This is a genomic window from Kaistia terrae (assembly GCF_026344005.1).
Taxonomy (GTDB): domain Bacteria; phylum Pseudomonadota; class Alphaproteobacteria; order Rhizobiales; family Kaistiaceae; genus Kaistia; species Kaistia terrae.
Genome location: NZ_JAPKNH010000001.1, coordinates 249,552 through 274,406 on the forward strand (window position 1 = coordinate 249,552; position 24,855 = coordinate 274,406).

Annotated in this window: 16 protein-coding genes; 12 read left to right on the forward strand and 4 right to left on the reverse strand. The window is 64.6% G+C overall.

Going from position 1 to position 24,855, the window contains the following annotated elements:
- Positions 1-3 precede the first annotated feature (3 nt).
- From OSH12_RS01275 to OSH12_RS01295, 5 genes are all read left to right on the forward strand, one after another.
- On the forward strand, positions 4-462 hold the full coding sequence (locus OSH12_RS01275) for a cytochrome c-type biogenesis protein (RefSeq protein WP_266341688.1): 459 nt from the start codon (positions 4-6) through the stop codon (positions 460-462).
- A 127-nt stretch (positions 463-589) separates the two neighbouring features.
- Complete coding sequence (locus OSH12_RS01280) at positions 590-2,122, forward strand: Do family serine endopeptidase (protein WP_266341689.1); 1,533 nt, start codon at positions 590-592, stop codon at positions 2,120-2,122.
- A 145-nt stretch (positions 2,123-2,267) separates the two neighbouring features.
- Entirely contained in the window at positions 2,268-2,948 is a 681-nt protein-coding gene (locus OSH12_RS01285; protein WP_266341690.1) for a response regulator transcription factor, read from the forward strand.
- Positions 2,932-4,326: an ATP-binding protein gene (locus OSH12_RS01290; RefSeq protein WP_266341691.1), complete on the forward strand. Its 1,395-nt coding sequence runs from the start codon at positions 2,932-2,934 to the stop codon at positions 4,324-4,326. Before OSH12_RS01285 ends, OSH12_RS01290 begins: the two co-directional genes overlap by 17 nt.
- Before the next feature lie 11 nt (positions 4,327-4,337).
- On the forward strand, positions 4,338-7,328 hold the full coding sequence (locus tag OSH12_RS01295; RefSeq protein ID WP_380224343.1) for a bifunctional [glutamine synthetase] adenylyltransferase/[glutamine synthetase]-adenylyl-L-tyrosine phosphorylase: 2,991 nt from the start codon (positions 4,338-4,340) through the stop codon (positions 7,326-7,328).
- Here the strand turns inward: OSH12_RS01295 and OSH12_RS01300 are convergent.
- Positions 7,294-9,618 (reverse strand): PAS domain-containing sensor histidine kinase, encoded by a 2,325-nt coding sequence (locus tag OSH12_RS01300; protein WP_266341693.1) that lies wholly within the window; start codon positions 9,616-9,618, stop codon positions 7,294-7,296. The genes OSH12_RS01295 and OSH12_RS01300 overlap by 35 nt on opposite strands.
- A 279-nt stretch (positions 9,619-9,897) precedes the next feature.
- Positions 9,898-12,540, reverse strand: coding sequence for an aminopeptidase N (gene pepN / locus OSH12_RS01305; protein ID WP_266341694.1), 2,643 nt, complete (start codon positions 12,538-12,540; stop codon positions 9,898-9,900).
- Positions 12,541-12,810: 270 nt separating this feature from the next.
- Between pepN and OSH12_RS01310 the strand changes: the two genes are divergently transcribed.
- The 6 genes from OSH12_RS01310 (at position 12,811) to OSH12_RS01335 (ending at position 19,747) form a co-directional block, all read left to right on the forward strand.
- The gene (locus OSH12_RS01310; protein ID WP_266341695.1) at positions 12,811-13,836 is read left to right on the forward strand and encodes a LacI family DNA-binding transcriptional regulator; all 1,026 of its coding nucleotides are present in this window, start codon (positions 12,811-12,813) and stop codon (positions 13,834-13,836) included.
- Positions 13,837-13,907: 71 nt separating this feature from the next.
- A complete protein-coding gene (locus OSH12_RS01315) occupies positions 13,908-14,963 on the forward strand; it encodes a sugar phosphate isomerase/epimerase family protein (RefSeq protein ID WP_266341696.1) in 1,056 nt (351 codons plus the stop codon).
- Positions 14,964-14,996: 33 nt separating this feature from the next.
- Positions 14,997-16,175, forward strand: a complete 1,179-nt coding sequence (locus OSH12_RS01320; protein WP_266341697.1) for a Gfo/Idh/MocA family protein — start codon at positions 14,997-14,999, stop codon at positions 16,173-16,175.
- Positions 16,175-17,731 carry a sugar ABC transporter ATP-binding protein gene (locus tag OSH12_RS01325; protein ID WP_266341698.1) on the forward strand — a complete coding sequence of 519 codons (1,557 nt, stop codon included), beginning with the start codon at positions 16,175-16,177 and terminating at the stop codon, positions 17,729-17,731. Before OSH12_RS01320 ends, OSH12_RS01325 begins: the two co-directional genes overlap by 1 nt.
- Positions 17,728-18,729, forward strand: a complete 1,002-nt coding sequence (locus OSH12_RS01330) for an ABC transporter permease (RefSeq protein ID WP_266341699.1) — start codon at positions 17,728-17,730, stop codon at positions 18,727-18,729. The genes OSH12_RS01325 and OSH12_RS01330 overlap by 4 nt, the downstream gene beginning before the upstream one ends.
- Positions 18,730-18,796: 67 nt before the next feature.
- Positions 18,797-19,747: a substrate-binding domain-containing protein gene (locus OSH12_RS01335; RefSeq protein WP_266341700.1), complete on the forward strand. Its 951-nt coding sequence runs from the start codon at positions 18,797-18,799 to the stop codon at positions 19,745-19,747.
- A gap of 482 nt (positions 19,748-20,229) precedes the next feature.
- Here the strand turns inward: OSH12_RS01335 and OSH12_RS01340 are convergent, their stop codons facing one another.
- Positions 20,230-20,682, reverse strand: a complete 453-nt coding sequence (locus OSH12_RS01340) for an Lrp/AsnC ligand binding domain-containing protein (protein WP_323180577.1) — start codon at positions 20,680-20,682, stop codon at positions 20,230-20,232.
- 40 nt (positions 20,683-20,722) lie between these two features.
- Positions 20,723-21,532, reverse strand: a complete 810-nt coding sequence (locus OSH12_RS01345) for an alpha/beta fold hydrolase (RefSeq protein ID WP_266341701.1) — start codon at positions 21,530-21,532, stop codon at positions 20,723-20,725.
- Positions 21,533-21,700: 168 nt separating this feature from the next.
- Here OSH12_RS01345 and putA point away from each other — a divergent pair, with 168 nt between their 5' ends.
- Positions 21,701-24,799 carry a bifunctional proline dehydrogenase/L-glutamate gamma-semialdehyde dehydrogenase PutA gene (putA, locus tag OSH12_RS01350; RefSeq protein ID WP_266341702.1) on the forward strand — a complete coding sequence of 1,033 codons (3,099 nt, stop codon included), beginning with the start codon at positions 21,701-21,703 and terminating at the stop codon, positions 24,797-24,799.
- Positions 24,800-24,855: the final 56 nt, after the last annotated feature.

The window sequence follows — 24,855 nt, forward strand, 5'->3', positions numbered from 1 at the left end:
CCCATGCGTCGCCTCCTGCTTGCCCTCGTCCTGATCGTTTCAGCGCTGCCGGCCTTCGCCGTACGGCCGGACGAGATCCTCAAGGATCCGGCGTTGGAGGCGCGGGCTCGTGCGCTTTCGGTTGAGCTGCGCTGCCTGGTCTGCCAGAGCCAGTCGATCGACGATTCCGACGCCACCATCGCGCACGACCTGCGGGTGCTGGTGCGCGAGCGGCTGGTGGCGGGCGACAGCGACGACCAGATCAAGTCGTTCCTGGTCGACCGCTACGGCGAATATGTGCTGCTGAAGCCCCGCCTGACCTGGCATACGATCGTGCTTTGGGGCGCGGCGCCGACGCTGCTGGTCATCGGCGGCGTGCTGTCCTTCGGCCTGTTCCGTCGCCGTCGCGCGGCATTGCCCGCGACCAGCCTGACGCGGGACGAAGAGGCCCGGGTCGAAGCGCTCCTGGCGCGCGAAGAATAGGCATCGGCCAACATTACCAACCTTTCATGATGGTGACAGAGCGCTGTAATCTTCGGTGCTCCATTCTCCGACGTATGAGCAGTAGCCCCCCGCGCTGCTTGCCTTGAAATACGTGACGGAGATAATCATGACCGAACAGAATCCCGCTCCGAAGTCCACCCAGACCAGGCTGCGCAGCCGCGCCTTGCTCGGCACGGCGCTCGCCGCCCTGATCGTTGGCGGCATTGCGGGTCAGGCCGTGGTCAGCTCCCAGACCCCGGCATATGCCGAGGCCGTGCGCGTCCAGCCGCAGCAGCAGCTCCCCTCGTTTGCCGACCTCGTCGACAAGGTGAAGCCCGCCGTCGTCAGCGTTCGCGTCAAGTCGACGATGACCGCCGCCGACGAAGCTTCGGCCGACGGCTTCCCGAATGCCGACCAGTTCCCGCCCGGCTCGCCGATGGAGCGCTTCTTCCGTCAGTTCCAGGATCAGCAGCGCGGCCCCGAGGGCAAGGCTCCGAACCGGACGCAGCGTCCCAAGCAGCGCCAGTCCATTGGTCTCGGCTCCGGCTTCTTCATCTCCGAGGACGGCTACGTCGTCACCAACAACCACGTCGTTGACGGCGCCACGGAATTCACCGTCAGCAATTCGGACGGCAAGGAATTCAGCGCCCGCCTGATCGGCACCGACGAGAAGACCGATCTCGCGCTTCTGAAGGTCGATGACGCCGCGAAGTTCACCTATGTCGAATTCGCCAAGGGCACTTCCCGCGTCGGCGACTGGGTCGTGGCCGTCGGCAATCCGTTCGGTCTCGGCGGCAGCGTGACGGCCGGTATCGTCTCGGCTCTCGGCCGTGAGATCGGCGCCGGTCCGTATGACGACTTCATCCAGATCGACGCTTCGGTGAACAAGGGCAACTCCGGTGGTCCGACCTTCAACCAGGCCGGCGAAGTGATTGGCATCAACACCGCCATCTATTCGCCGTCGGGCGGCAGCGTCGGCATCGCCTTCGACATTCCGGCAGCGACCGCCGAGCGTGTCATCAAGGACCTGAAGAACCACGGCGAGGTCGTTCGCGGCTGGCTCGGCGTCCAGATCCAGCCGGTCAGCCAGGAAATCGCCGACAGCCTGAACCTGAAGGAAGCCAAGGGCGCGCTCGTCAGCGAGCCGCAGGAAGACGGTCCCGCACTGGCCGCCGGCATCAAGTCCGGTGACGCGATCCTGACGGTTGACGGCAAGACCGTCGATGACGCCCGCAACCTGGCCCAGATCATCGCCGGCTACTCGCCGGACACCACGGTGAAGCTCGGCATCTGGCGCGGCGGCAAGCCTGAGGAAGTCAGCGTCAAGCTCGGCAAGCTGCCGGGTTCCGAGAAGCAGGCGAGCGCCAAGCAGGCCGAGGACAAGACGGCTTCGGTTGCCGATCTCGGCCTTTCGCTGACCGCAGCGCCGGACGGCAAGGGCGTCGTCGTCTCCGATGTTGATCCGGATGGATCGGCTGCGGAGCAGGGCATCCAGACCGGCGACATCATTCTCGCCGTCGGTGGCAGTGAGGTCACGCGTCCCGGCGACGTCGAGCGTGAGGTCGTCGATGCTAAGAAGCAGGGCATGAAGGCAGTGTTGATGCGGGTCAAGTCCGGCGATCAGACGCGCTTCGTGGCTCTCCCCTTCGGGAAGGCCTAAGCCCTCCGCCTGAAAGCCCCGGGGAGCGTTGGTGAGCCCCTCAGCGTTTCCTCTGGGCCTCGGCAGGCGGGAGATATCCCGCCTGCCTCTTTTTTATGGTCACGACATTCTGCCCCCAATTGCGAAAAGCGGCTAACGTCACGCCATGCGAATCCTGCTTGTCGAAGATGATCGTGAGACCGCCAGTTATCTCGTCAAAGCGTTGCGGGAGGCAGGCCATGTGCCGGACCACGCCGCCGACGGCGAGGAAGGCGCGTTTCTCGTCGATACCAACAAATACGACGTCATCGTCGTCGACCGTATGCTTCCCAAGAAGGACGGGCTGACGCTGGTCGAGGAAACGCGGCGCAAGGGCAACGACACGCCCGTGCTTATCCTCTCGGCGCTCGGCCAGGTCGATGACCGCGTAACCGGCCTCAGGGCCGGCGGCGACGACTACCTCGCCAAGCCCTATGCCTTCTCCGAACTGCTCGCCCGCATCGAAGTTCTGGCGCGCCGTCGCAAGCCGGGCGAAGCGGAGACGTTGCTGAAGGTCGGCGAACTGGAGCTTGACCGCCTTAGCCATCTGGTCAAGCGCGGCGACATCAACATTCCCCTGCAGCCGCGCGAGTTCCGCCTGCTCGAATATCTCATGAAGCATGCGGGCCAGGTCGTGACGCGCACCATGCTGCTCGAGAACGTCTGGGACTATCACTTCGATCCTCAGACGAACGTCATCGACGTCCATATCTCCAGGCTGCGCTCCAAGATCGACAAGGGTTTCTCCGAACCGCTGCTGCATACGGTTCGCGGTGCGGGATACATGGTTCGTGACGGGGTTCGGTAAGGTTGTCCGCACGACGGCGTTCAAGCTGTCTGCGATCTATTTCGTGGTCTTCTCGGTATTCGCCATCGCCTTTGTCGGCTGGATCACGCGCGAGACCGATCACTTCCTGACGCAGCAGGTCCGCGACACCATCGAGGCCGAGATCGGCGTGCTGGCCGATGAGGGACTGCGCAGCGGCATGACCGGCATCGTCGCCGCCATCGAGCAGCGCAGCCGCATTCCCGGCGCCAGCCTCTATGTCGTGACCGATTCACAGGGGCGGGTCGTTGCCGGCAATGTCACCGAGGTGCCGGCGGCCCTGCTGAAGCTCAGCGGCCTCGACCCGGTGACGATCCCCTACAAGCGGCTCGAAGGCGAGAAGACGCATCACATCGCCATGGTGCAGGTGCTGCCGCTGCCGAACAATTTCCGCATGCTGGTCGGTCGCGACATCAGCGAGATCGAGCGCATCCGCGAGGTGATCGGCAAGGCCATGATCAGCGCCGTCGTGCTGCTGATCTTCCTGGCGCTGGTGTCGTGGTTCTTCGTCAGTCGGCGCGTGCTGAAGCGGATCGATTCGGTTACCGCGACCAGCCGCCAGATCATGGCCGGCGATCTTTCCGGCCGGCTGGAAGTGACCCCGGCCGGCGATGAGTTCGATCGTCTGGCCGAAAACCTCAACGCCATGCTCGATCGGATCGTGCATCTGCTGCACGGTCTGAAGGACGTTTCCGACAACATCGCGCATGATCTGAAGACGCCGCTCACGCGGCTGCGCACCCGTGTCGAGGCAACGCTGGCCGGACCGGCCGAGGTCGAGACCTATCGGACGGCGCTCGAAGCGACCATCGAGGAATCCGACCAGCTCATTCGCACCTTCAATGCGCTGCTGATGATCGCGCGCGTCGAGGCCGGATCGCCGGATGGCGCCCTGGGGCCGCTCGATATGGCGCAGATCGCCGCCGATGTCGTCGAGTTCTACGAGCCGGTCGCGGAAGAGGCGGGCGTTGCGCTGACGATCTCCGCCGAAGGACCGCTGCCGCTTCATGGCAGCCGCGAGCTGATCAGCCAGGCGCTGACCAACCTCCTCGACAACGCCATCAAATATGTGGCGAGCGGTGATCCGGCCGAGCCAAATCCGACGATTGCGGTCGAGGCGCGGCAGGTCGACAACGAGATTGTCGTCTCTGTCGCGGACAATGGTCCCGGAATTCCGGAATCGGAACGTCATCACGTGCTGCAGCGCTTTGTCCGACTTGAAAAGAGTCGTTCACAGCCGGGCAGCGGCCTCGGGCTCAGCCTTGTCGATGCGGTCGTGAAGCTCCACCATGGTACGGTCGCCATGAGCGATGCCGGGCCGGGACTTGTCGTCACGTTGCGCTTTCCGGCGGAGACCTGAAGGACCGGATGATGGAAGCAACTCAGTCCCGATCGACGGCCCCGTTTATCGGTTCATCGCTTGCCACATCCATAAAGACCGATATCCGTCCGCCAAAAGCCGCGCGCTCCCGCGAGATTCTCGGCGATCTGCAGGCCGAGGCCAAGGACGCTGGTGTCGGACCGGCCCTGGCCGAGCTGTTGCAGGCCGACAAGCAACTCGGTTCGTTTCTGGCTGCCGTGTTTGACGCTTCGCCCTTCCTGCGCGAGATTGCCCGCTCGGACGCGACGCGCCTGGTCGCCATCCTCGCCAGCGATCCGGACGAGCATTTTTCCCGGTTGATGGGGGAGGTCGCAGGATACTGGCGCGATACCGACGAGGCGGCTCTGATGACGCGTTTGCGTCAGGCGCGCGCCGAAGTGGCGCTGCTGGTGGGCCTTGCCGATCTCGGCGGCATCTGGCCGGTTGAGCGCGTCACCGGCGCGTTGACGGCCTTTGCCGAGGCCGCGGTCAGCGCCACGGTCGACTTCCTGCTCGCGGACGCGCACGCGGCCGGCAAGCTGACACTGAAGCACCCGGAAGAGCCATCGCGTAGCTCGGGCTGGATCCTTCTCGGCATGGGCAAGTGCGGCGCGCGCGAGCTCAACTATTCAAGCGACATCGACCTGATCGTCCTGTTCGATCCCGAGCGGGCGCAGGTGGCCGATCGCGACGAGATCGGCGCGTTGTTCGTCAAGATGACGCGGCGGCTGGTGAAAATCCTGCAGGAGCGGACGAGCGACGGCTACGTGTTCCGTACCGATCTTCGCCTGCGGCCGGATCCTGGCTCGACGCAGGTCGCGATCTCGACGCTGGCCGCCTTCCTCTATTACGAGGCGAGAGGCCAGAACTGGGAACGCGCCGCCATGATCAAGGCGCGGCCTTTCGCCGGCGACATCGAGGACGGCGACGCCTTTCTGGCGGAACTGGCCCCCTTCATCTGGCGCAAATATCTCGATTTCGCCGCCATTGCCGACATCCATTCGATCAAGCGCCAGATCCACGATCATCGCGGCCATGACTCGGTCGCCGTCGCTGGCCACAACATCAAGTTGGGGCGCGGCGGCATTCGCGAGATCGAGTTCTTCGTCCAGACCCAGCAATTGATCGCCGGTGGACGCGACCGCGAACTGCGCGGCCGTCGCACGCTCGACATGCTGGAGATCCTCAGGGAGAAGGGCTGGATCGCGGACGAGGCGGCCGAGGACATGGCGCGCTGCTATCGCTTCCTGCGGGCGATCGAGCACCGATTGCAGATGATCGCCGACGAGCAGACCCATACGCTGCCGGATAGCGAAGAAGAGCTGGATGTCATCGCCCGACTGATGGGCTTCAAGACGGTGAAGGCCTTCTCCAAGGCCCTGGTCGATACGCTGGAAACGGTGCGCGACCATTACATCCAGCTGTTCGAGGCGGCGCCGTCGCTGTCTTCGACCCTTGGCAGCCTCGTCTTCACCGGCGACGACGAGGACCCGGAGACCGTCGCGACGCTCGGAAGCCTCGGCTACAAGAATCCGCACGAGGTCAGCCGGACGATCCGCGGCTGGCACTTCGGCCGCTATCCTGCGATGCGCTCGGCTGCCGCGCGCGAACGGCTGACGGAGATCACGCCAGCGCTGCTCGAGGCCTTTGCCACCACCGACAATGCCGACGCGGCCTTCAATGCCTTTGACCGCTTCCTCGCCCGCCTGCCCGCCGGCGTTCAGCTTTTTGCGCTGCTCGGTTCCAATCCCGGCCTGCTGAATTTGCTCGCCACGATCATGGGAACCGCGCCGCGCCTGGCCGAAATTGTCACGGCGCGCCCGCATGTTCTGGACGCCGTGCTCGATCCGGCCTTCTTTGGGCGCTTGCCCGATAAGCAGACGCTGACGGAACGGCTCAGGAATATGCTGGCCGAGGCGGTGTCGCTGGAGGACGTGCTCGACCGCGCCCGCATCTTCGGTAAGGAGCAGGGCTTCCTCATCGGCGTGCGCGTTATCGTCGGTTCCGTCAGCACGCGCGCCGCCGGCATTGCTTATTCCGATCTCGCCGATCTGCTCGTCTCGACCCTGTTCGATCACGTCAAGGCGGCTCTCGAAGCGCAGCATGGCCGCATCGCCAAGAGTCGCATTGCGCTGCTGGCGATGGGGAAGTTTGGCGGGCGCGAGATGACGGCCTCGTCCGATCTCGACCTGATCCTGCTTTATGATTTTGCCGAGACGGAAACCGGCTCGGATGGCCCCCGTCCTCTATCGGGCAGCCAGTACTACGCCCGCCTGACCCAGCGCCTGATCGCCGCCATTTCCGCGCCGACCGCCGAGGGTTCGCTCTACGAGGTCGATTTCCGGCTGCGCCCTTCCGGCAATTCCGGTCCGCTCGCCACCCATATCCGCTCCTTCGTCGAGTATCAGACCAAGGAAGCCTGGACCTGGGAGCATATGGCGCTGACCCGGGCTCGGCCGATCCATGGCGACGCAACGCTGATCGCCGAGGCCCAGGAGAACATCCGCGCCATCCTGTCCGCGCCGCATGATCCCAAGAAGGTGACGCGCGATGTGCTGGAGATGCGGGCGCTGCTGGAAGAGGAAAAAACGGCCGAGGGGCCGTGGGATCTGAAGCAGGTGCCGGGCGGCCAGGTCGACATCGAGTTTATCGCGCAATACCTGCAACTGGTCCACGGCACATCCCATCCCGAGATCCTCGACGTCGAGACGGAGACGGTGTTGGCGGCGGCGTCGCGGACCGGACTGCTTCCCGCAACCGAGGCGGAAATCCTGCTGACGGCGTTGCGCCTCTACCAGCGTCTGGTGCTGATCCTGCGGCTTTGCGTCGAGGGACCGTTCAAGGCGAGCGAAGCGCCACGCGGCTTGCTGGATCTGCTGTCTCGGGCGGGCGAACTGCCTGATTTCGCGACGCTGGACGCTCACGTCCAGGCGACCCAGAAGGATGTCCGCGCCTCTTTCGAGCGGATTATCGGGAAGGTTCGGCGGAAGCCCCGAGCCTGAGAGCGACGCCGGCCGACGCACCGGTCGGCGGCTCCAGCTGGGCGGTCTGCAGCAGCGGCAGGCGGATCGAGACGATCGTGCCCTTGCCCTCCTGGCTGCGGATGCGCATCGCGCCGCCATGCAGCTCGGCCAGTGAGCGCGTGATGGCCAGGCCGAGGCCGGAGCCCTTGTGGCTCTTGGTGAACTGGTTCTGCACCTGTTCGAACGGCCGGCCGAGCTTCTTCAGCGCTTCCTTCGGAATGCCGATGCCATTGTCTTCGATGGTCAGGGTCACGGCGCTGCCGATCTTGCGGGCGCGGACGCTGATGTGGCCGTTCTCCGGCGTGAACTTCACGGCATTCGAGAGAAGGTTCAACACCATCTGCTTGACCGCGCGGCGGTCGGCATGGAGGCCGAGCGCGCCTTCGAGGTCGGCTTCGATCACGACCTTGCGGGCGGACGCTTCCGGCGACATGACGCGGGCCGCCTCGTCGACGATCTCGTCCAGCATCAGCGGCTCCATGTCGAGCGTGATGCGGCCGGCCTCGATGCGGGCCATGTCCAGCACGTCGTTGATGACGTTGAGCAGGAAGTTGCCGCTGGCGTTGATGTCCTGGCAGTACTCGCCGTATTTCGGCGAACCGAGCGGCCCGAACAGGCCCGACTGCATGATCTCCGAGAAGCCGATGATGGCGTTGAGCGGCGTACGCAACTCGTGGCTGATATTGGCCAGGAACTCGGACTTGGTCCGGTTGGCGGCCTCGGCGCGATCCTTCTGCTCCGAATAGCGCTCGGCGAGATCGACCATCTCCTGCGCCTGCTGCTCCAGCTTCTGGCGCGACTGGCGCAGGTCCGCGATGGTCGCCATCAGGCGGCGCTCGCCGTCGATCAGCTTTTCCTCGTGGCGCTTGATGGTGGTGATGTCGGTGCCGACCGACACGAAGCCGCCATCCTTGGTCCGACGTTCGCTGATCTGGAGCCAGCGGCCGTCATTCAGCTGTGCCTCGAACGAACGGGCGCCTTCCTCGGCGCGGCCCTCATTCGGGACCTGCGCCCGCACAACCGGCTGCTGGCCGGCGGCGATGACCTGCGCATAGGGAGTGCCGGCCTCCAGGGCAGAGTTCGGAATTCCGTGCAGTTGCTGGTACTTCGAATTGCACATCACAAGACGGTTTTCCGTGTCCCACAGCACGAAGGCTTCGGAAATCGTCTCGATGGCGTCGCGCAGGCGGATGTCGGCGGTGCGCGAGCTTTCGGCCAGGCGCATCTGGTCGGTCACGTCGACGGCGATGCCGATCAGGTGCGGCTCGGTGCCGTCGGCATCGACCAGTTCAACGCGGATGCGCAGCCAGACATAGCTGCCGTCAGCCTTGCGCATGCGGAACATGCGGTCGACCGTCGTCTCGTTGGCGTCGTAGAGCGCCTCGACGAGGTTCATCAGGTCGCCATCCTCGGGATGGACCAACTCGTTGATTTCGCCGAAACCGAGCAGCGTGTCTCGCGGTGGTAACCCCAAAAGCTCGAACATCGACTTCGACCAGAACAGGCGCCCCCGGGCGACATCCCAGTCCCAAAGCCCACATCGGCCGCGGCGCAGCGCCGTGTCGAAGCGGTCATAGGTCTCCTGGTAGATGATGTCGGCTTCCTGGGCGCGGGCCGACTGCGAGAAGTAGCCGTAGAGGATGACCAGCAGGATGCCGCTGGTGCCGACAAAGACGGAGACGTTGAGCGAAACGTCGGCGCGCCAGTCGCGATAGATCGCGGGCAGGGGCGTCGCGACGGCAACGAAGCCGAGGCGGCCGCTCAGGTGGCGCAGTGTGGCGAAAGCAGGCTGGTCGCCGTCGATGTCGACCTTGAGCACGCCGGCGCGGTCCCCGAAAATGACCAGCGGCTGCGCGCCGCTGACGATCTCGGTGAAGTTGCGATCTTCCTCCATGGCCGAGCGCGGCGCGGTGGCAATCACGCGACCGGTGGCGTCAGCGACATAGATGCGCTGACCGGCATTCGCGGCGCTCTGCGGCAGGACATTGTCGAGCGCGTTCTGGACCGCCATCTGGTAGCGGTCGGTCGGCAGCGCCGCCTCCGCCTGATCAAGCGACTGGGCGAGGAAGGATGCGACCATGCCCATCATGTCGCGTGCCTGGTTCTCCCGCTCCATACGAAGATCGTAGAGCTGGACGAACCGCGCGAGAGCCACGATCAGCAGGAAGAGGATGATGAGGACGGGGATGCAGCGACGCAGGATCGGCTCGGACGAGACAAGCTTTTCGTAGGCCGGCTTGGCGAGTAGCCGAGCGTGACCTTTGATCATCTGCTTGCGTCGAAACAATACCCCTGCAATAGGCATGCGCTCGCTCGCAGACGCACTGGCTGTCTCTGCCCGCGCCATAGAAGCCCCCTGATATCAGCTATCATCGGGCCAGTCCCTTGCCCCGAATCACCCCCATTTGAATCGACGCGAATCGCATTGTCCAGAGGCGCGTTAGGGTTTCGTTAAGCATAATTTCGAGAGCGTGGCGGCGGGGAATCCAGGCGCCGCGGCACCCGGATTCACTTTGACTTAAAAGGCCGATTTTCGCCTGCCGAACGCTTAGGCAAGCGTCCGCGTAACGATGTCGAGCGTGTCGGGGGAAAGGTCCTTCGCCGCGGCGATCCGGCGCAGCGCCGCCTCGGCGCGGGCCCTGCGAACGGGTTCCAGAGCCCGCCAGGATCGGAAACTGACCAGCAGCCGCGCCGTCGTCTGCGGATTGCGCTTGTCGAGGTCGAGCGCGAAATCGGCGAGGAAGTCGTAGCCAGCACCGTCCGCGCGGTTGAACTGCGTCTGGTTGGCGCCCGCGAAACTGCCGACGAGAGCGCGGACGCGGTTCGGATTGTTCGGCGAATAGGAGGGATGCTTCAGCAGTGCCTTCACGCGGTCGAGCGTATCGGGTGCGGGAACCGTCGCCTCCAGCGTCAGCCACTTGTCGAGCACGAGCGCGTCGTTTGCATAGCGGTCGTGGAAGGCGTCGAGCACGGCGCGCCGCTCGGGCAGGGCCGCCTGCGTGATGGTGGCGAGCGCCGCAAGGCGATCCGTCATGTTGGTGGCGGCCTCGAAATGGGTCAGTGCCGCGGCGATCGCGTCCGGAGAGCGACGGGCGAGGCGCAGGTCGAGCAGCGTGTTGCGCAGCGCGCGACGGCCGGCGCTGGTCGCGTCCGGATGGAAGTCAGTCTCGCCAGAGAGCCGGGCATAGTGCCGTTCCAGTCGGTCGCCGAGACCGGTGGAGATCGCCAGGCGCAACGCAGTCCTCGCTGCGGCGATAGCCTCCGGGTCGACGTCCTGGCCCAGTTCCCTCGCAATGTCGGCCTCGCTGGGAAGCTGCAGCACCTGCGCGCGAAACGCCGGCTCCAGCGTATCGTTGTCAAGGACGCCGCCGAGCGCGTCGATCAGCGCCGGCTCGACCTTGGGCGCGCGGCCGGCGATCTGTTCTGCCGTGCCGGCCACCAGATTGCGCATCGCCAGGGTTTGCACCGCCTGCCAGCGATTGAACGGATCCGTATCGGTGCGGGCCTGGAACAGCAGATCGGATGCGGAAATGTCGATGGCGAGGCGCACGGGCGCCGAGAAGCCGCGCAGCAGCGACGGGACCGGTCGTCCGCCGACACCTTCGAAAACCAGCGTCTGGCTGGCTTCCGTCAGGTGGATGATGTCGCGATCGACCCGACCGCCGCTGACCGAGGCATAGTCCATGTCGTCGCCATTCGGTCCGATCAGCCCAAAGCGGATCGGCATGTGCATCGGGCGCTTCTGGCTTTGGCCGGGCGTCGCAGCAAGGCTTTGGGTCAGCGTCAGCTTGTAGGACTTGGCCGCTTCGTCGTAGGCGCCTCGCGCCACGATCTGCGGCGTGCCTGCCTGTGAATACCAGAGCTTGAACTGGCTCAGGTCGACGCCGGTGGCATCAGCGAAGCTTGCAAGGAAATCCTCGATCGTCGCGGCGTCGCCGTCATGCCGCTTCACATAGAGATCCATGCCCTTCCGGAAGTCGTCGGGGCCAAGGATGCTCTTCAGCATGCGCACGACCTCGGCGCCCTTCTCATACACGGTCGGCGTGTAGAAGTTGCTGATTTCATGGTAGATTTCGGGCCGCACCGGGTGGGCGAGCGGGCCGCCATCCTCGGGGAACTGGCGCGCCTGCAGCGTGCGCACATCGGCGATCCGTTTGACCGCGCGCGAGCGCATGTCGGACGAAAATTCCTGGTCGCGGAAGACCGTCAGGCCTTCCTTCAGGCAGAGCTGGAACCAGTCGCGGCAGGTGATGCGGTTACCGGTCCAGTTGTGGAAATACTCATGCGCGATGACGCCCTCGACATTGGCATAGTCGGCGTCGGTCGCGGCATCGGGGTCGGCCAGAACGTATTTGTCGTTGAAGACGTTGAGGCCCTTGTTCTCCATCGCGCCCATGTTGAAATCGGACACGGCGACGATGACGAAGATATCGAGATCGTATTCAAGGCCGAACACGTCCTCGTCCCACTTCATCGAGCGCTTCAGCGCGTCCATGGCGTAGGTGCAACGCGCTTCCTTGCCATGCTCGCAATAGATGCGCAGCTCGACATCCCGGCCCGACATCGTGGTGAAGCGATCGGTGATGACACCGAGATCGCCGGCGACCATGGCGAACAGGTAGGACGGCTTGGGGAAGGGGTCGTGCCAGATCGCGAAGTGGCGATCGGTGCCGGGAATGTCGCCGCTCTCGACCGGATTGCCGTTGGCGAGCAGGATCGGTGCGTCGGACTTTTCTGCCTCCAGCCGCGTCGTATAGACTGCCAGCACGTCGGGTCGGTCGAGGAAATAGGTGATGCGGCGGAAGCCCTCGGCTTCGCACTGCGTGCAATAGGTGCCGCTGGTGCGGTAGAGACCCATCAGCTTGGTGTTGGCGGCGGGATCGACGATCGTCTCGATCTCGAGCGTGAACGGTCCCTTCGGCACGTCGGTCAGCGTCAGCAGGCTCGGCGTCGCGATGTAGTGGCTGGCCGGAACGGCGACGCCATCCAGCTTCAAGCCTTTCAGCACAATCTCGTCGCCGATGAGTTCGAGCCGGCCCTTTCGGGCCTCTTCGGTGTTAGCGCGGATGGAGAGGGTTGCCGTGACGCGGGTTGCCGGCGGGTCGAGCTGGAAATCCAGGGCGACCGTATCAATGGTGAAAGCGGGAGCGCGATAGTCCTCGAGCCGGAAGGGGGCGGCTTCGGTTTTCATGGTGATACTCCCGTCAGCGACCGGCTTTGCCACGGCCAACTTGTTCGATCTCCAAGATAGGGGCTTCAACGGAGCGTCGCTATGGCAAAGGCCGAATTCCCCCGAAACTACGGATCCACGCGCAGGTGTTCTTCAATCCCGAACGCTTTGCATTCAGCGCGATTTGTCCGCACTGCCCTGAACTTTCGGCCCATGGGCGACGCGCCGTCCCAACTCTGAGTTGCCTACCTCAATTTCTGATGATATTTCATCACCAGGGAGGAATACCTCGTGGGCAAGACGACGCTGCAAGACGTCGCCCGGGAGGCTGGCGTCAGTCTCGCGACGGTCGATCGCGTGCTGAATGGGAGGGCCGGCGTCCACGCGCGAACGGTGGAGAAGGTGCAGACTGCTGTCGATCGGCTGAACTATCAGCCGGATCGGATGGCGTCGCGCCTCGCACGCGGTCGTGACTACCGTTTCGAGGTCATCCTTCCGATCGGCGCCAACGACTTCATGCGCGTGCTGGAGGCCGAGTTCCGCGCCACCGCCGAGCGTTTCGTCCAGGAGCGCGTGCTGCTCAACATCACGCTGGTCGATGTCTTCGATGGTGAGGCGCTGGCCGTCGCCTTGGAGCGGCTGCCTTCCGACATCGACGGCGTCGCGGTCGTGGCGCTCGATCATCCGGCCGTCGCCGAAGCCATCAACACCATCGCCGATCAGGGCATCGCCGTCGTGACGCTGGTCTCCGACCTGCCGGGGACGCGTCGCGCGCATTTCGTCGGCATCGACAATTCCGCCGCCGGCCGCACCGCCGCCAGCCTGCTCGGCCGCTTCCTGGGCAGCCGCAAGGGCAAGGTCGGGCTGATCGCCGGTTCGCTGGCGCTGCGCGATCATATCGAGCGCCAGTATGGCTTCGAGCAGGTCGTGGCGCGCGAATATCCCGATCTCGAAGTGCTGCCGGTACGCGAAGGGCGCGACGAGGATGACCGCGTCCAGCGCGTCGCCGAGGCATTACTGGCCGAGCATGATGATCTCGTCGGCATCTACAATGTCGGCGCCGGAACGACGGGCGTTGTCGCCGCGCTCGAGAAGATCGGTCGCAGCCGCGATCTCATCTTTGTTGCGCATGAGTTGACTGCCGCCAATCGTCGCCATCTGATCCGTGGCTCCATCGACGCCGTCATCAACCAGGATCCGGGCCACATGGCCCGCAGCGCCGCGCGCATCCTGCTGGCGATGCGCGAGGGCATGGAGATCGTTCCCGGTCAGGAGCGTATCAAGATCGACATTTTCATCCGGGACAATGTGCCGTAGCGGGCGATTGCTCCAGTGTTCAACCGACGACGGACGCAAGTCCGAAATGCAATATCCGAAGGAGGTTTTCGATGAAGACGATCAAGGGGCCGGCCATTTTCCTGGCCCAGTTCGCGGGCGATGCGGCCCCGTTCAATTCGTTCGACGCGATCTGCGGCTGGGCGTCTTCCCTCGGATACAAGGGCGTGCAGATCCCGACCTGGGATAGCCGTCTGATCGATCTGAACAAGGCTTCCGAATCGAAGGACTATTGCGACGAGCTGGCCGGCACCGCCGCCAAGCATGGCCTCGAAATCACCGAGTTGGCCTCGCACATCATCGGCCAGCTGGTCGCCGTGCACCCCGTCTATGACGAACTGATGGATGGTTTTGCCATTCCCGCCGTTCGCGGAAATCCGAAGGCGCGCCAGGAATGGGCCGTCGATCACCTGAAGCGTTGCGCGAAGGCTTCGAAGAATCTCGGCCTCAAGGCGCATCCGACCTTCTCGGGCGCGCTCGCCTGGCCGTTTCTCTACCCGTTCCCGCAGCGTCCCGCCGGCCTGGTCGAGGAAGCCTTCGCCGAGCTCGGCAAGCGTTGGACCCCGATCCTCGACGTGTTCGATGAGAACGGCGTCGACGTCGCCTATGAGATCCATCCCGGCGAAGACCTGCATGATGGCATCACCTACGAGATGTTCCTCGAAGAGGTGAAGAACCATCCGCGCGCGAACCTGCTCTACGATCCCTCGCACTTCGTGCTGCAGCAGCTCGATTATCTCGACTACATCGACATCTATCACGAGCGCATCAAGGCGTTTCACGTCAAGGACGCCGAGTTCAACCCGACTGGCCGCCAGGGCGTCTATTCGGGCTATCAGAGCTGGGTCAACCGCGCCGGCCGCTTCCGTTCGCTCGGCGACGGCCAGGTCGACTTCGGCGCCATCTTCTCGAAGCTCACCGCCTATGACTTCGACAGCTGGGCCGTGCTTGAATGGGAATGCGCGCTGAAGCATCCCGAGGACGGCGCGCGCGAAGGCGCCGAGTTCATCAAGGCGCACATCATCCGCGTCACCGAGCACGCCTTTGACGATTTTGCCGGCTCCGGCACCGACGAAGCGGCCAACCGCCGCATTCTCGGCATCGCTTAAGCCCCGGCAACGCATCCAGGATTGGAGAAAACAATGGCAATCGGAGCCAGTAAGGAAGAAACCGCCGGCCGTCGCATCCGCCTCGGCATGGTTGGCGGCGGGCAGGGCGCCTTCATCGGCGCCGTCCACCGGATCGCGGCCCGCATGGACGACCAGTATGAGCTGGTCGCCGGCGCGCTGTCGTCGGATCCGGCCCGCGCCAAGGCGTCGGCCCAGGATCTCGGCATTGCCGAGGACCGCGCCTATACCTCGTTCGAGGAGATGGCCAAGGCCGAAGCCGCCCGTCCGGACGGCATCGAGGCGGTGTCGATCGTCACGCCGAACCACGTCCACGCCCCGGCCGCCAAGGCGTTCCTGAACGCCGGCATCCACGTCATCTGCGACAAGCCGATGACGCTGACCGTCGACGAATCCAAGGAACTCGTCGAACTGGTGAAGTCGTCCGGCAAGATCTTCATGCTGACGCACAACTACACCGGCTATCCGATGGTCCGGCAGGCCCGCGCCATGATCGCCAATGGCGATCTCGGCGAGATCCGTCTCGTGCAGGCCGAGTATCCGCAGGATTGGCTGACCGAGCGGGCGGAAGCCTCCGGCACCAACAAGCAGGCCGAATGGCGCACCGATCCGGCCCGTACCGGTGCCGGCGGCTGCATCGGCGACATCGGCACGCATGCCTACAATCTGGCCTGCTTCGTCACCGGCCTCGAGATCGACCAGCTGCTGGCGCAGCTCTCTACCTTCGTCGACGGTCGCCTCGTCGATGACGACGTGCAGATCCTGCTGAAGTGGAAGGGCGGCGCCAAGGGCATGCTCTGGGCCAGCCAGGTGGCCGTCGGCCACGAGAACGGCCTGAAGCTGCGCGTTTACGGCACCAAGGGCGGCATCGAGTGGACGCAGGCGGACCCGAACTATCTCTGGTTCACCAAGTTCGGCGACCCGAAGCAGCTGCTGACCCGCGCCGGCGCCGGCGCCTGGCCTGAGGCGGCCCGCGTCAGCCGCGTGCCGGGCGGCCATCCGGAAGGCTATCTGGAAGGCTTCGCCAACATCTACACCGAGGCAGCCCGCGCCATCCATGCCGCCCGCGACGGTAGCGCGGTCGATCCGGCCGTGACCTATCCGACGGTCCAGGACGGCTTGGTCGGCATGCAGTTCATCGAAGCCGCCGTGGCATCGTCCAAGGCCGGCAACGTCTGGACCAAGGTCGGCTGATGGCAACCGCTGAAGGGAGTGAGACGGTGACAACTGGGAAGCCGCCCCTCCTGGAAGCGGTCGGGATTTCCAAATCGTTCGGCCCCGTCGAGGTGCTGGGAGACATCAATCTGTCTCTCATGCCCGGCGAGGTCCACGCCATCATTGGCGAGAACGGTGCCGGAAAATCCACGCTGATGAAGATCCTCGCCGGCCATTTGCCGTCGACGAGGGGCGAACTGAAGCTCGACGGGAAACCGGTCGTCCTGGCCGGCCCCGTCGATGCGGAAGCGCGCGGCATCGTGCTGGTGCACCAGGAAATCCTGCTCGCGCCGGATCTGACTGTCGCGCAGAACATCTATCTCGGCCGCGAAGTCCGGAAGGGCCTGACGCTCGACGACAAGACGATGAACAAGGGCGCGGCCGAAGCGGTTCGCGCGCTCGGCATCGACATCGATCCGACCATCGCCGTCGGCCGCCTGTCGATCGCCCAGCGCCAGCTGGTGCAGATCGCCCGCGCGCTGCTGGTGCCGCACCGCGTCGTCATTTTCGACGAGCCGACCGCCTCGCTGACCCTGACCGAGACCGATGCGCTGCTGCGCGTCATCCTCGACATCAAGAAGAAGGGCGCCGCCGTCCTCTACATCTCGCATCGTCTGCCGGAGGTGAAGGAGATCGCCGACCGCGTGACGGTCTTGCGCGACGGCAGGCTGATCACCACACGCCCGGCCGAAGGGCTGGAGGCTGTCGACATGGCGCGGCTGATGGTCGGCCGCGACGTCGCCAAGCTCTATCCCGACCGGGTCGCCACCACGGCCGTCGACTATGCGCTTGAGGTCGACGGTATGAACGTACCCGGCTATGCGCATGATGCTTCCTTCAAGCTGCGCCAGGGCGAGATCCTCGGCTTTGCCGGGCTGGTCGGCGCCGGTCGCACGGAATTGCTGGAGGGTGTGGTCGGACTTCGCACCTCGCATGGCAAGGTCAGGCTGAACGGCAAGCCGGTGCACTTCGTCACCGTTCGCGATAGCCTGCGCGCCGGCATTGTCTATCTGAGCGAGGACCGGAAGGGCAAAGGCCTGCTGCTGGGGCAAAATCTTGGTATCAACCTGACGCTCGCGGGCCTCAGCCAGTTCGTGCGCGGGCTGCTTATCGACCGCCGCAAGGAAGCCAAGGCGCTCGACGGCGCGATCGCCGAGTTCGACATCCGCACCCGCAACAAGGAATTGCTCGCCGGCCAGCTTTCGGGCGGCAACCAGCAGAAGCTCCTGCTCGCGAAGATGATGCTGCTGAACCCTCAGATCGTCATCATCGACGAGCCGACCCGCGGTATCGACATCGGCACCAAGGAACAAATCTACAAGTTCATCGCCGAACTGGCGGAAAGTGGAAAATCGGTCATCGTCATCTCGTCGGAGATGCAGGAGGTGATCGGCATCTGCGACCGCATCCTGGTGATGCGCAACGGGCGCATCGTCGGCGAGGTGAGCGGCAATCACATGACCGAAGACGAGATCGTCGTTCTGGCGACTGGCGTTACATCGAGGGAGGCCGCCTCGATGGCGGAACAGGCATGACCGATACGACAAGTTCTGCCCCGCCGCGCCGATCCTGGCGCGATATCGACCTTCGGGCCGTTGCGCCCTTCGTTGCGCTGGCGCTGCTGCTGGTGCTCGGGAGCTTCGTCAATCCGAACTTCCTCGGCTTCGACAACCTCTCCAACGTGCTGACGCGCAGCGCCTTCATCGCGATCATCGCGGTCGGCGCCACCTTCGTCATATCGGCCGGCGGGCTCGATCTTTCCGTCGGCTCGATGGTCGCCTTCGTCGCCAGCCTGACGATCATGTTCCTGAACAGCGGCATGATCGCCAATCCATTTCTGATGCTGGTCGCCGCCATGTTGCTGGCGATGGGCATCGGCGCGCTCTGCGGGCTTGCCAACGGCTTGATCACCACGGTCGGCCGCATCGAGCCCTTCATCGCGACGCTCGGCACGATGGGCATCTATCGCGGCCTGACGACCTGGCTGTCGCAGGGCGGCGCCATCACCATGCGCAATTCAGAGTTGCAGCAGCTCTATCGGCCGGTATACTTCGGCAAGATCTTCGGCGTGCCGTTTCCGCTGGTAGCCGTGGGGCTCAGCGCGATCGTCGGCGCCTTCGTGCTCTACCGCACGGCCTTCGGTCGTCACGTCGTGGCTGTCGGTTCCAACGAGGATGTCGCGCGCTATTCGGGCATTCCGGTCAATCGCGTCCGCAACGTCACCTACGTCATCCAGGGCCTCTGCGTCGCCGTGGCCTGCCTGCTCTACATCCCGCGCCTTGGCTCGACATCGGCCACGACCGGCCTGATGTGGGAATTGCAGGCGATCACGGCGGTCGTGGTCGGCGGCACGGCGCTGCGCGGCGGCGTCGGCCGGATCTGGGGCACGATCTGCGGCGCCTTCATTCTGGAGATCGTCGGCAACATCATGCTGCTGTCGAACTTCGTCAGCGAATATCTGCTTGGCGCCATCCAGGGTGCCATCATCATCATTGCGATGCTGGTCCAGCGCTCGCTGGTTCGGCGGTCGTGAAGAAAGGCCGGGTTTTCGGGTCGCCCGGCACTCTGATGCCGATCCGGGAAAACAGGGAGGAGAACCAATGCGCAAATCGATAATCGGGCTCACCGCCGTCGCCATGGTGGCGCTGATGGGCGCCGCCCAGGCCGAGGACAAGAAGGTCACGATCGGTGTGTCGATCCCGGCCGCCGACCACGGCTGGACCGCGGGTGTCGTGTTCCATGCAGAGCGCGTCGCCAAGCTGCTGATGGCCGAGCATCCGGGCCTCAACGTCATCGTCAAGACCTCGCCCGATGCGGCCAGCCAGGCCAATGCGGTGCAGGATCTCGCAACGCAGGGTCTTGATGCGCTCGTCATCCTGCCGTCCGATCCCGATCCGCTGGTCAACGCGATCAAGGAAGTGAAGGACGCGGGCAAGTTCGTCACCATCGTCGACCGCGCCCCGAGCAACAACGACAACTCGATCCGCGATCTCTATGTCGCCGGCAACAACCCGGCGCTCGGCCAGACGGCGGGCGAATACATCAAGGCGCAGACCCCCGACGCACAGGTCGTGGTCATCCGTGGCTTGCCGATACCGATCGACCAGCAGCGCCAGGACGGCTTCGACAAGGGCATTGAAGGTTCGAACGTCAAGGTTCTCGATCGCCAGTTCGGCAACTGGAACCGCGACGACGCCTTCAAGGTCATGCAGGACTTCCTGACCAAGCACCCGAAGATCGATGTCGTCTGGGCTCAGGATGACGACATGGCCGTCGGCGTGCTCGAAGCCATCGACCAGGCCAAGCGTACCGACATCCAGTATGTCATCGCCGGCGCCGGCTCGAAGGACATGGTCAAGAAGGTCATGGACGGCGACAAGATGATCCCGGTCGACGTTCTCTATCCGCCGGCGATGATCGGCACGGCGATGGCGCTCACCGCCGCCAATTTCTATGACCAGGTCCCGGTCCGTGGCACCTACATCCTCGACGCCACGCTGATCACCAAGGACAACGCCAAGGACTTCTACTTCCCCGACTCGCCGTTCTAATCGGCTGGTCTACCTGAACGTCCTGACCCTCTCCCGCCATGCGGGGGAGGGTTTTTTTGTTGGGAATCCGGCGGGTCGCCCGCATTGCCCGCCCCAACCTCGCCGTCGTATCTGCGAAGCCGGATCAGCGGCGGTTAGGACCTCATTCGGCTAGCAACGCGGCGCGGATGGATGGATCCCTGCTTTCGCAGGGATGACGACCGAGGTTGTTGAGCGTCTCTGCCATCCGTTCCAAGCCCACCGGTTTGCACCCTGCCCGAATTACCACCTTCGCCGGTATCACTCCGTTCGCCTGGGCCTCGCCCGTTGGACCCCGCCCGAATTCCCAACCTCGCCGTCATCCCTGCGAAAGCAGGGATCCATGCAGCCGGGGTCGTTGCCGCGCCTATCTCCCGATATTTCTGTTGAATGGATCCCGGGTCTTCGCCCGGGATGAGCGGAGTGGAGGCGCGTGGGAAAAACGGGGCTGAAAGGCCCGCGGCCTAAAGCGGCAGCAGATCCGTGTTCTTGACCTCTTCCATCACCGCATAGGTGTGGGTCTCACGCACGCCGGGCAGCGACAGCAGGCTGTCGGAGAGGAAGGCGCGATAGGCGTTCATGTCGCTGACGCGGGCCTTGATCAGGTAGTCGAAGCCGCCGGCCACCATGTGGCACTCCATCACCTCGGATGCGCGGCGCACGGCGATGGCGAAATGCTCGAACACGTTGGGCGTCGTCCGGTCGAGCTTGACCTCGACGAAAACCAGCAGGCCAAGATCCAGCTTTTCCGCCGAAAGCCGGGCGTGATAGCCCTCGATATAGCCCTCGCGCGTCAGCCGCTTGACCCGGTCGGCGGTCGCGGTCGGTGACAGGTTCACCTTGGCCGCCAGTTCCAGCGTGGTGATGCGGCCATCGGCCTGCAGGGCCTTCAGGATGGCGCGGTCGGTGCGGTCCATGTCGGATCGGTCTTTCTTCGTATGCAGGAGAATGGCCGGCTCAGCGCAGGTCGAGCCCGGCCAGGAAGCGGATCAGTGTTTCGTTGAACAGACGCGGCCTCTGTAGTGGCGCGAAATGGCTGACGCCGTCGAGCCAGGTCAGCGTCGCGCCGGGAATGCTCTGGGCAAGATAGCGGGCATGGTCGGCACGGATGAACTCGTCCATCTCGCTCTGGACGATGGCCACCGGGACCGGGATGTCGCTAAGATCGTCGGCGGAGTAATCCGGCTGGGTCCGCTGCATCTGGGAAACCGCGTCGGAAAAGGCGCCGAAATCGTCGGGTGTTGGCGACAATGCCGCGTAGTCCTTCACATGCCGCGCGAAGCAGTGGTCGATGACCGGGCTCGCCTGGAAGGGCTTTGCTCCGCTCGGATCCATGTTGCAGGCAAAGAAGAAGACACCCGCGACACGCTCGGGACGCCGGCGAGCCAGAACGAGGCCGGTGCAGGCGCCGTCGCTCCAGCCGACGATGGCTGGCTTGGCCAGATGCAGGTGGTTCATCACCGCGAGGACATCGGCGGCCATCAGCTCGTAGGAATAGGGCTGCTTGTCACGCGTGCTGCGTCCATGCCCGCGGCTGTCGATGAGGATGGGACGATAGCCGGCTTCCAGCAGCGCCGGAACCTGATAGCCCCAATTGCCGCTATTGCCGAGCCCGCCATGCAGCAGGATCACCGCCGGTCCGGCGCCGTAGCTCGCGCCCCAGATCCGCGCGCCGCTGTTTTCGACCACAAAGGTCTCTCCGGCCGGGGGCAGGGGCAAGGCGCCCTGTGCATCGAACAGGCTGAGATCGTCGTCGCTGATGTCCATTCCGAGAACCGCCTGCTGTGCGCCATGACGCCCCCATCAAGCACGGTAGAGATATTCGCGGGTAATTGCCAATAGGCCGCGATAGTCCCGGATTGGGCTATCGTCAAACCCCAAAACAACGGATCCATCGACGCTAGACTGCGAACATCGCAACCCGGAGTTTCCTCGATGCCGCTCCCCGCCGCCCTTGAACCCTTTCGTGCTCCTTATGCCGGCGACGACGCCGCGCTGATGCGCCAGGCAATCCGGGGCTCGATGCTCGACGCCACCGCCGAGGCGCGCACCGATCGGCGCGCGACAGCTTTCATCGAGGCGATCCGCGGCCAGTCCGGCGCGGTCGGCGGCATCGAGGATTTCTTGCGCGAGTTTGGGCTTTCGACCCGCGAGGGGCTGGCGCTGATGGTGTTGGCCGAGGCGCTGCTGCGCGTGCCGGATGCCGCTACCCAGGACCGGCTGATCGAGGACAAGCTCGGCGGCGCCGATTGGAGCGAGCATAGCGGCAAGGCCGAGGGCTGGTTCGTTTCGGCTTCGACCTGGGCGCTTGGCCTCTCCGCTCGCATCGTGACGCCGACCGACAGCGCCGACGGCATCATCGCCGGCCTCGTCAAGCGCGTCGGCACGCCGACCGTGCGCACCGCGACGCGCCAGGCGATGCGATTCCTCGGCTATCACTTCGTCCTCGGCCAGACCATCCAGGATGGTCTGAAGCGCGCCAAGGCGCTGGAAAAGCAGGGTTTTCGCTATTCCTACGACATGCTGGGCGAGGGCGCCCGCACGGCCGAGGATGCGCAGCGCTATTTCGACAGCTACGCCATGGCGATCGACGCCATCGGCAAGGCCGCCGGCAAGAAGGCGTTGCCCGATCGTCCGGGCATCTCGGTCAAGCTTTCGGCGCTGCATCCACGCTACGAGGCGGTCAACCATGCCCGCGTCATGGCGGAGCTGGTGCCGCAGCTGGTGAAGCTGGCGGCGCAGGCCAAGAGCTACGACCTCAACTTCACCGTCGATGCGGAAGAGGCCGATCGGCTGGAACTGTCGCTCGACGTGATCGCGGCGGCGTTTGCCGATCCCTCGCTCGCCGGCTGGGACGGCTTTGGCCTCGCCATCCAGTCGTATCAGAAGCGGGCAGGCGCGGTGATCGACTGGATCGGCGAGCTGGCCTCGAGGCTCGACCGCAAGATGATGGTCCGCCTGGTCAAGGGCGCCTATTGGGACACCGAGGTGAAGCGGGCGCAGGAGCGCGGGCTCGACGACTATCCGGTCTTCACCCGCAAGGCCGCGACCGACCAGAACTATCTCTTTTGCGCACGGAAGCTGCTCGACCTACGCCCCCGCATCTTCCCGCAATTCGCCACCCATAACGCACTGACGGTTGCCACCATCCTCGAAATGGCAGGCGAGGCGACGGGCTTCGAGTTGCAGCGGCTGCACGGCATGGGCGAGGCGCTGCACAAGGCGGTGCATGAAAGCGTGCCGACCGTCTCGACCCGCATCTATGCGCCGGTCGGCGGCCATCGCGATTTGCTCGCCTATCTGGTCCGCCGGCTGCTCGAAAATGGCGCAAACTCTTCGTTTGTCGCCGTAGTCGGCGACCGTTCGGTGCCGATCGCCAGCCTGCTGGTCCGGCCTGATACGACGCTCGAAGGTGGTGCCCGGGCTCGCCACCAGCATCTGCCGCTGCCCGCTGATCTCTATGGCGCCTCGCGCAAGAATTCGGCCGGCCTCGAATTTGGTTCCGAGACGGTGCTGGACGCGCTGGTCGATGGCATGAAGGCGCATGACGGCACGGCCTTGGTTGCCAAGCCGATCGTTGCGATTTCAATCGAAGACATCAAGCCGACACCCGTCTTGAGCCCGATCGATGGCCGGACGGTTGTCGGTTCGGTCGCCAATTTGCCTGTCGAGGCGGTCGATGCCGTCATGCGCGCGGGGCAAGCGGCATTTCGGGACTGGTCTGCCAAACCCGCTGAGGATCGCGCCGTCATCCTGGAGAAAATGGCGGATTTGCTGGAGGAAAACCGCGATCGGCTGATGAGCCTGCTGGCTCGCGAAGCCGGTAAGACGATGCCGGACGGCCTTTCCGAAGTGCGCGAAGCGGTGGATTTCTGCCGTTACTACGCTGCCGAGGCGCGCCGCCACTTCGCCGACCCGATCCGGATGCCCGGCCCAACCGGCGAGCGCAACGAACTCACCTATCGCGGTCGGGGTGTCTTCGTCGCCATTTCGCCGTGGAATTTTCCGCTCGCCATCTTCCTTGGCCAGGTGACGGCGGCGCTCGCTGCCGGCAACGCGGTCGTCGCCAAGCCGGCCGAGCAAACGCCGATCATCGCCTTCGAAGCGATCCGGCTGCTGCATGAGGCCGGCGTGCCGGTCGGGGCCTGCCAATTGGCGACCGGCGACGGCCGCGTCGGTGCTCAGCTTGTAAACCATCCGTTAACCCTGGGCGTCGCCTTCACCGGTTCGACGGAGACGGCCTGGTCGATCAACCGCGCGCTTGCCGCGAAGAAGGGACCGATTGTCCCGCTGATCGCCGAGACGGGTGGTCTGAATGCCATGATCGTCGATGCGACGGCGCTGCCGGAACAGGTGACGGACGATGTCATCGCCTCGGCCTTCCGCTCGGCTGGTCAGCGCTGCTCGGCGCTGCGCATTCTCTATCTGCAGGAGGATGTCGCAGACCGGATGCTGGAGATGATCGAGGGCGCTGCCGCCGAACTCACCCTCGGCGATCCACGCAAGGCCTCCACCGACCTCGGCCCGGTGATCGACGCCGAGGCGAAGGACAATCTCGATCGCCATATCGCGCTGATGCGCAAAGGCGAGACGGTGCGTTTCGAGGGCAGGGTGCCGAAGGCCGGGACCTATGTCGGTCCGACCATCGTCGAACTCAAGGAGGCGAGAACGCTCGACCGCGAGGTGTTCGGGCCGATCCTGCATGTCGTGCGCTGGAAGGCTAGGGATCTGGACAAGGTGATCGAGCAGATTGCCTCGACCGGCTACGGGCTGACGCTCGGCATCCATAGCCGCATCGACGACACGGTCGACGCCGTGGTGGCCAAGCTCGCTGTCGGCAATGTCTATGTGAACCGCAACGTCATCGGCGCTGTCGTCGGGACGCAGCCCTTCGGCGGCTCCGGCCTTTCCGGCACCGGCCCGAAGGCCGGAGGTCCGAACCACCTGCTCCGCTTCGCCGAGGAACAGGTGCTTTCGGTCAATACAGCCGCAGCGGGTGGCAATGCATCCCTGATGGCTATGGGCGACGGCTAGGCCGCGACAATTCGCATTTCCTGTAGGAACTGAACGCCTAGCCGCGAGATTAATAC